Source organism: Nitrococcus sp., from assembly GCF_059432795.1.
Map to the genome: position 1 here is coordinate 43839 of NZ_JBXWZQ010000065.1, position 8331 is coordinate 52169.

At 62.4% G+C, this 8331-nt stretch carries 7 protein-coding genes; 5 read left to right on the forward strand and 2 right to left on the reverse strand.

Annotated features, from left to right (window positions below):
* Positions 1-13 precede the first annotated feature (13 nt).
* From AC52Q4_RS05385 to flgL, 4 genes are read left to right on the forward strand one after another with little or no spacing between them, the layout of a single operon-like run.
* Positions 14-1129 carry a flagellar basal body P-ring protein FlgI gene (locus AC52Q4_RS05385; RefSeq protein WP_495535778.1) on the forward strand — a complete coding sequence of 372 codons (1116 nt, stop codon included), beginning with the start codon at positions 14-16 and terminating at the stop codon, positions 1127-1129.
* Between the two features lie 33 nt (positions 1130-1162).
* On the forward strand, positions 1163-2104 hold the full coding sequence (gene flgJ, locus AC52Q4_RS05390; RefSeq protein ID WP_495535779.1) for a flagellar assembly peptidoglycan hydrolase FlgJ: 942 nt from the start codon (positions 1163-1165) through the stop codon (positions 2102-2104).
* A 48-nt stretch (positions 2105-2152) separates the two neighbouring features.
* Positions 2153-4111, forward strand: coding sequence for a flagellar hook-associated protein FlgK (gene flgK / locus AC52Q4_RS05395; protein WP_495535780.1), 1959 nt, complete (start codon positions 2153-2155; stop codon positions 4109-4111).
* Positions 4112-4116: 5 nt separating this feature from the next.
* Positions 4117-5319: a flagellar hook-associated protein FlgL gene (gene flgL, locus AC52Q4_RS05400; RefSeq protein WP_495535781.1), complete on the forward strand. Its 1203-nt coding sequence runs from the start codon at positions 4117-4119 to the stop codon at positions 5317-5319.
* Between the two features lie 149 nt (positions 5320-5468).
* On the opposite strand, the gene AC52Q4_RS05405 is transcribed toward flgL, so the two are convergent.
* Positions 5469-5891 carry a hypothetical protein gene (locus tag AC52Q4_RS05405; protein ID WP_495535782.1) on the reverse strand — a complete coding sequence of 141 codons (423 nt, stop codon included), beginning with the start codon at positions 5889-5891 and terminating at the stop codon, positions 5469-5471.
* A gap of 760 nt (positions 5892-6651) precedes the next feature.
* Positions 6652-7365 (reverse strand): rhomboid family intramembrane serine protease, encoded by a 714-nt coding sequence (locus tag AC52Q4_RS05410; RefSeq protein WP_495535783.1) that lies wholly within the window; start codon positions 7363-7365, stop codon positions 6652-6654.
* A 684-nt stretch (positions 7366-8049) separates the two neighbouring features.
* On the opposite strand from AC52Q4_RS05410, the gene AC52Q4_RS05415 reads away from it, so the two are divergent.
* A complete protein-coding gene (locus AC52Q4_RS05415) occupies positions 8050-8211 on the forward strand; it encodes a hypothetical protein (protein WP_495535784.1) in 162 nt (53 codons plus the stop codon).
* Positions 8212-8331: the final 120 nt, after the last annotated feature.

Genomic DNA, 8331 nt, shown 5'->3' on the forward strand with positions numbered 1-8331 from the left:
GAGAGTCGAGGGAATGACACAGCGCATCAACCGTTTGCTGGCCTTCGGGTTGCTCCTGATCGCCACCGTGGTCCAGGCCGAGCGCATCAAGGATCTCGCCTCGGTGGCGGGGGTGCGGCCCAATCAGCTCGTGGGCTATGGGTTGGTGGCGGGCTTGGACGGCACCGGGGATCAAACCAGCCAGACACCGTTTACCGTGCAAAGCATCCGCGCCATGCTGGCATCGCAGGGCATTCAGCTGCCGGCCGCCCAGCTCCAACGGATGCAGCTCAAGAACGTGGCCGCCGTCATGGTGACTGCAGAGCTGCCGGCTTTCGCCAAGCCGGGGCAACAGATCGACGTGACCGTCTCCTCCCTCGGCAACGCCAAAAGCCTGCGTGGTGGCAATCTGCTGATGACCCCGCTCAAGGGCGTCGACGGCAGCGTCTATGCGATGGCGCAAGGAAATTTGCTCGTCAGCGGCTTCGGCGCATCGGGCCGGGACGGTTCTAAGATCGTCGTCAATGTGCTCAGCACCGGGCGTATTCCGCACGGAGCGACCGTTGAGCGCGCCGTCGCTTCACCCTTTGCCCTGGGCGAGTCGATCGTTCTCAACCTCCACACGCCGGATTTCACCACCGCGCAACGGGTCGCCAAGCGAGTCAATGACACGCTCGGGCCGGAAAGCGCAGAAGCCTTGGACGCGGTTTCCGTCAAAGTAACGGCGCCCCGCGATGCCAATCAGCGCGTGAGCTTCATCTCCTACCTGGAGAATCTGGAGGTCGCCCCGGGCGCGGCCCCTGCCCGGGTGATCGTCAATGCCCGCACCGGAACCATCGTTATCGGCAGTCATGTGCAGGTGCGGCCTGCGGCCATCACCCACGGCAGCCTCACGGTGACGATCAGCGAAAACACCCGGGTGAGCCAGCCCTCGGCGTTCGCACAACGGGGCCAGACGGTGGTCAATCCGCAATCCGACGTGCAGATCACCGAGGACAAGAGGCCGATGTTCCTGTTCGCGCCCGACACCGAGCTCTCCGCGATCGTCGAGGCGGTAAACCGCGTCGGCGCCTCGCCGAGCGACTTGGTAGCAATCTTGCAAGCATTGAAGCAAGCCGGCGCGCTACGCGCCGAGCTCATCGTTATCTGATCGCCGCCGCGAGAGCAGGAGTATCGCTCAGCCATGACCGTCCCGAACTCCACTTCATACGGCAATGCGCTCGACGGCCGCGGCTTGCATGAGCTGCGCCGTGAACTGCGCAATCCGACGCCCGAGTCGATGCGCGCCGTGGCCAAGCAGTTCGAGTCGCTGTTCGTGCAGACCTTGCTGAAGAGCATGCGGGCCGCCACGCCGGGGGATTCGCTTTTTGGCGGGCAAGGGGTCAAGCAATACCAGTCACTGCTCGACCAGCAGATCGCAAGCAACATCTCAGAGGGGCGCGGCGTGGGGCTCGCCGCGATGGTGGAGCGCCAACTCCTTGGGCGGAGCGCTTCAAGCACAGCGGCCCCGGCAGCGCCGAGCGAGCACCCGCTGGCGGCCTACCGGCGCCACGCGATCGCCGCGCCGGCCCCCGCTGAGGCGGCGGCAGCGCCCGCCGCGAGCGGCCAGGCGACCCCGTGGGAGTCGCCCCAGTCTTTTGTGCGCTCGATCTACCCGGTGGCCCAGCGCACCGCCGAGTCCCTTGGTGTGCCGCCCGAGACCCTGATCGCTCAGGCCGCGCTCGAAACCGGCTGGGGAGAGCACGTGCTGCGGCGGCCGGACGGTCGCTCCAGCTTCAACCTATTCAACATCAAGGCCCATGGCGGCTGGCGTGGCGATACGGTGCGGGTGGCGACGCTGGAATATCGCGATGGCGTGGCAAGGCGCGAGGGCGCCGATTTTCGAGCCTACGGCTCGCTTGAGGAGGCCTTCGCCGACTACGCCGACTTCCTGCGCCGCCAGCCGCGTTATGCCGATGCGCTCGACAGCGGTGGCGACGCGTTGCATTTCCTCCACGGCTTGCAGCGCGCGGGCTACGCGACGGATCCCGCCTACGCCGAGAAAATCCGGCGCATCATGGAAAGCGAGCGGCTGCAGATCGGCCAGGCGGAATTCAAGAAAACGGCTGACAGGACGAATATCTAATGAGGACTGTGCCGGCCTATAGGCGGCTACGAGGGGAGAGCTCATCCCATGGGTGATGTGTTCAGCAGCGGCATCTCCGGCTTGCTCGCCTTTCAGCGCGCGATCAACACGACCGCGCACAATATCGCCAACGTCAACACGGAAGGCTATAGCCGCCAGCGTGCCGAGCTCGCCGCGCGTGCGCCGGATGCCTATGGCAATGGCTTCGTGGGTGCCGGCGTGCAGGTCACAAGCACGATCCGGGCGTTCGACCAGAGCCGGCAGACCGCGGTACAGACGAGCTCCTCGGAGCATCAACGTCTTGCGACGCTCGCCGATTACGCCGGGCGCATCGACAACTTGCTTGCCGACCAGACGGCCGGGCTTTCGCCGACGTTGCAGGCATTCTTCGACAAAGTTCAGGACGTCGCGACCGATCCCTCGTCCGTGCCCGCCCGGCAGACGCTGTTTTCCGCGGGCCGGAACCTGGTCTCCCGGCTGCACTCTCTCGACGGCCAGCTCGGCCAGTTGGGTGCGGAAGTCGAGCAGCAGCTGCAAGGCCAGGTGGAGCAAATCAATCACCTTGCCGAGCAGATCGCCCAGCTCAATGAGTCGATCGTCGGCGCACAGGCGAGCGCGGGTGGGCAGCCAGCCAATGATCTGCTCGATCAGCGCGATACCCTGGTAACGAAGCTCTCCTCGCTGGTATCGACCAAGACCGTTGCCGCGGATAACGGAAGCATCGACGTCTTCGTGGGTAACGGTCAGACGCTGGTGGGCCAGTTCAGCGCCAATCGTCTACAAAGCCTGCCGGGACGCAGCGACCGAGCGCTTTCGGAGATCGCCATCACCGGCAGCGACGGCACGCCCGTCAATATAACGTCCAACATCCAGGGTGGCTCGCTCGGAGGACTGCTGGATTTCCGACGCGAAGTCCTCGAGCCCACCAGTGACCGCCTTGGCTTGATCGCGACCAGCATCGCCGAGGCGGTCAACAGTCAGAATCGGCTCGGGTTGCAATTCGCCGACACGCCGAGCGGGCAGCTCGGCAGTGATATTTTTCGAGTCGCGCAACCGCAGGTCCTCAGCGATCAGGGCACGGTTGGAACGCCCGATGCCGGCCTTGCTCGGCTCGATCCGAGCGCGGTGGGGGCATTGACCGGCGCAAACTACCGGCTGAGCTACACTGGCAGCGGTTGGACGTTGTCCAATCTGAGCACCGATACCGCCACCGCGATCAGCAGCGTACCCCAGAGTGTCGACGGAATGCTCATCGACGTCTCCAAGGTCTCGGGCGCGGTGGCCGGGGATTCCTTTCTGGTTCGTCCGACCCGCGGGGGCGCTGGCGGTATCGACATGGCCATCACCCGGGCCAGCGAGATTGCCGCGGCCGCCCCCGTGCGAGTGGCCGAGGCGACAACCGCCTCGGGGACACCGCAAAACCAAGGCAGTGGTAAAATCGCCGACGTACGCGTATCAAGCGCTGCCTCGCTGCCGCTCAGCGCCCCCTACACCTTGACCTTCGATGCCGGCAACAATCGCTTCCTGGTCAACGGCGACCCGAGCACCACCATCGCTTATAACCCCAGCATGGACAGCAACGGCGTCTCGCGATCCCTCCCCGGCCTCGGCGGCGTGCAGTTCACGCTCTCCGGGCAGCCCAGCGATGGAGATCAATTTACGATCGAGAACAACAGCAACGCCGTGGGCGATAACAGCAATATCCTCGAACTCGGCAAGCTGGCGAGCACCGGCATTCTGGATGGCGGCAACGCGACTTTTCAGGAAACCTACAGCGGTCTCGTCAGCGAGGTGGGCACGGCGACCTTGCGCGCCACCACCAATCGCGATGCCCAGGAGAGCGTGCTGAATCACGCCAAGGCCGCGCGGGAGGCGGTCTCCGGCGTGAACCTAGACGAAGAAGCCGCCAACCTACTCCAATATCAACAGGCCTATCAGGCATCGGCGCAAGCGATCTCCATCGCCAATACGCTGTTCGACTCCCTGTTGGCGGCCGTGAGAGGGTAGCCTTGATGCGAATCTCGACTAATCAGTACCAACAGCTCAGTCTGAACGCCCTGCTCAATCAGCAGAGCCGACTGTCCAAAGTGCAGCAGCAAATCGCGAGCGGGCAGCGCATACTCACTCCGGCCGACGATCCGGCCGGCGCCGCCCTCTCGCTGGAGCTTGCCGAGTCTCTCGGCTCCATTGAGGCGTACAACCGTAGCGCCGATCAGATCGAGCCGCGGATGCGGCTCGAAGAATCGGTCCTGAATGAGGCGCAGAACGTTGTCCAGCGCCTGCGCGAACTCGCGGTGCAGGCCAATAACGCCACCCAGACGGCCGCCGACCGTAAACAGATCGGCGCCGAAGCGCGTCAAAGCTTCGAGCAACTCGTGCAGTTGGCCAACAGCACCGACGGCAACGGGGAGTATTTGTTCTCCGGGCTGCAGAGCCAAACGCGACCGTTTCTACAGGTCGGCAACGAGGTCACCTATCAAGGCGATCAGGGTCAGCGGACGACGCGGATCGCCCCCGATCGCCAATTGGCGAGCACTCACACAGGCTATGAAGTGTTCATGCAGATGCGCACTGGCGACGGGCGATTCGTCGGTGAAGCAGCAAGTGCCAATACAGGAAGCGGCGTCATCGCTCCGATCAGCATCACCGATCCGGGCGCCCTGACGGGCTCATCCTACACGTTGACCTTCGACACCGACCTCTCCGGCGATTTGACCTATACCCTATCCCAGGATGGCACACCGACGACGACGCAGCCGTACGACTCCAGTCAGCCGATTCGCTTCGACGGCCTGAGCGTGTCGTTCGACGGAACGCCGGCAAAAGGCGATCAATTCAGCGTTACGCCGAGCGGCTTCCAATCGCTGTTCGATACGGTCGAGCGGTTCGCCACGGCGCTGGAAAGCGCCGAGGATGGGGAGCGCGGCAGCGCCGCGTTTCAAAACGTCGGCAATCAGACGCTGCAGAATCTCGACCAGGCGCTCAATCAGCTACTCACGATTCGCGCCGAGGTAGGTGGCCGGTTGAACGCCTTGGAAAGCGGACGGGAGGCTAACGATGCAGCCACGCTCAACCTCCAAGCCGCCAAGAGCGCCATCGATGATCTCGATTATGCCAGTGCAGTAAGCAAGCTCCAGCAGCATCTCATTGGCTTGCAGGCGGCCCAGCAGAGCTTCGCCAAGATTCAGGGGCTCAGTTTGTTCAATTATCTCTGATGCCTTGTGGCAATCCCGCACGGACGGCCAAGGCGATTCTCACGAGCGGGGCCGGCTGCCAGTGTTGCAAAAGCGCACCCTATGCCGCGCTCTGCCTCGAGCCCCGGCGGCCTTCTGCTCGAGTCGAGAGCGCGAGCCCGAGTCATGCATCAATGCAGGGTGGCACGCCGTACGCGGGTGTCCTTCAGCACCGTCACCACATCCTGCTCCCAGGACTTGGCCAGCTTGGACTGCGCCACGATGGCGGATACCTCATCGTCCGTCATGGGCGAGCCCTGCTCCTCGTCGACCACGTGAACGGGATCCCGGTATTCATCGCGCAACTCGTAAGCACGCTCCCCGCTCGCGGTGTCCCCCACGCGCAACGTAATCTCATCGGTCTCCACGACCGCCCACCAATTGACCTGAGCCGTCCAGCCTTGGGAATTGGAATATAGGGAAACGCCCGCGAGCTCGTGCCGCTTTGCGGTCGCAGTATCGATGACATGAACGCTGCTCGTCACATGGCCGAACGGCACCTCATCCAATAGCCGAAGCAGCTTCCCCTTTTCGATTCGATGGTCCTGTTTCACGCCCTCACCTTGATCGCGCCGGCCGAAACCCTATCAGAACATGCGCCTTCAATACTATTCGTCCGCCGCGTCCACGACAAGGGCATAATCACCGGCGGGGATCTTCTGCGGTATGCTCGATTAAACAATTGCGCTAGGATAAAAAAACCGCCGGACGTGCATAGGGGAATCAAACGACCCAACGCCCTCACCCTCTCAAGCCGCATTGGGGCAATCTCACTGACCTCCACCGAATTCGCTCCGAGGCGGTCGCGGCGCCGTATGCGCCAGATGCATCCGGGCCAAGACTCCATAAACTGCGATGCGCCCACGTTTTCGTCACTCTTTTACGCAAACGGCAATCACAGAAAATGCATACCGACTCGCAAAGTAATTCGGCGTTTTGTGATCTAGCTGAATTTGCGCACTGCGACATTGTGTATGATCTATCAAATCGGCGAAGTCGCCGTTAATACGCCAACAAAACATAATGCAACAATGTCGGCACGGGTTCGTTGCCGGCCTAAGTGCAGATCTTGTTGAATCATCCGGATTGAGGAATGGAGAAGATAACGCAACCCAATCGCATCACGAGAGATTTCGATCTTGCGTCCATGAGCCGGGAAGAACTCGAGGCGCTACTTGCGCAAGTCGACGGGGAACTCGAGGCCCGCGCGTTTGAAGATAACCTCAGACGCGAAGTGGAATATCATCTACGCAAAAGAAATTGGCCGGCCCGGCGCAATGGCGGTGGGCGCCGATGCTGACCGGCGGTTGGCTTCTACTGCCACAGCGGCACCCCCTTGCGGCGGAAGAACGGCGAAAGAATGACGCCCGCCATGAAACCGCCGATATGGGCGCGAAACCCGGTGCCCGGGTCGGCACCCAGTGCCGAGAGCAGCAGTTGCAGAATGAACCAGAGACCGAGCACCAGCACGGCCGGCAACCGTATTAGCTGTGTCACCCGCCCCAAGGGTATCAGCGCCAGTACATTGGCGCGGGGGAAGAGCATCGCGTAAGCGCCCAGTACGCCCGATATGGCGCCGCTCGCCCCTATCATTGGCTCGGTCGAATACGGCTCCGGGTACGCCTGAGCAATCGCCGCGATGACACCTGCCACCACATAGAAAAACAAGTAGCGCCGATGGCCCATACGGTCTTCAACGTTCTCGCCAAATAGCCACAGATAAAAGAGGTTGCTCAGCAAATGCATCCAGCTTTTATGCAGGAACATTGACGTCAGCGGCGTGAATACCGGCGGAATGAGAGTGACATCGGCCGATAAATGCGCGCTGCCGATCAATGTTGCCGGAATCGTGCCCAAGCCGTACACGGCATGCACTTGTGCCAGGGGATCCAGCGTCACCTGCCAGCTGAATATGCCGAAACACAGTGCAATCAGAATGAGATTGACGAACGGGATTTCGCCGCTGGGCCGATCGTCGCGCAGCCGAACCATGTCGATGGGATGGGGCCTTGGCTTCGACCAGCGCATGCCAGATCGCCTACCGGGAACCGGTAGCCCGCCTCTTACTCGTCCTTCAGCCGTGGCCGCCCACCACGGCAGCGCCACGGCTCGATCGGATCCGTTTAACGGCTCGCCGCGACGCCAGGACCTGTGACCAGAAGGGCAAGCGATCACCGGAGCGACCTTGAGCCGCCTCGCGTCGTAACCGTGGACGCGCGGTGTCGCACCGGAGCAAGCTCCGATGAAGGAGCAAGCTCCAATGAGGTACCTTATATAAGGAGTGCCCGCGCAACCACGCGCACGCTAAAGGATACATTGCGAAGAATTCCTCATAACTCGGCTGTGAGCAAACACGTTACCAAAGTAGGGTACACCGAACCGCGCAAGCGAGCATCAGTCAGCAACAACGCCTTGCGCATCCGCGCGGATAAAGCGCCCTGAGAGGAATGCGCGAGTCCAGTCAGTGGGCAAGCTTACCGCTACTCCGGCGCGGACATGGATGCTTGCGGACGGCGGATGGTTGAGGAGCGGAGGTTGATAACGCAACCACGGGGGAAGCGGCCACGACGCCAAGTTGCACAGCCTTGTCATCCCTCTCCGCGCACTTACTACGATAAAGAATATTCAAATGCTTATTTATGATTGTTGTGTATAGTCAAGCAGCGCTATCCTCGGACACTCGCAGAATCGGGATGCGGAGAGGAGCGCACCATGGCCGGGCCCCTGTTGGATACGAATAGCCCGCTGAACGCCGAGCAGGCCGCGCAGCTCAATCAGTTGCTGTCGACGCTACACAGCGAGCAGCTGACCTGGATCAGCGGCTACCTCGCCGGGCTCGCCGCCGCCGGCGGCGGCGCCGCGAATGCCGGATAGGCCGAAGCGACCACCACAGAGCCGCTGCCGGAACTCATCATCCTGTGCGGCTCGGAAACGGGTAAAGCCCAGGGCATTGCCGAGTTGGCGGCCGTGCGCGCCCGGCGCGTCGGTGTCGAG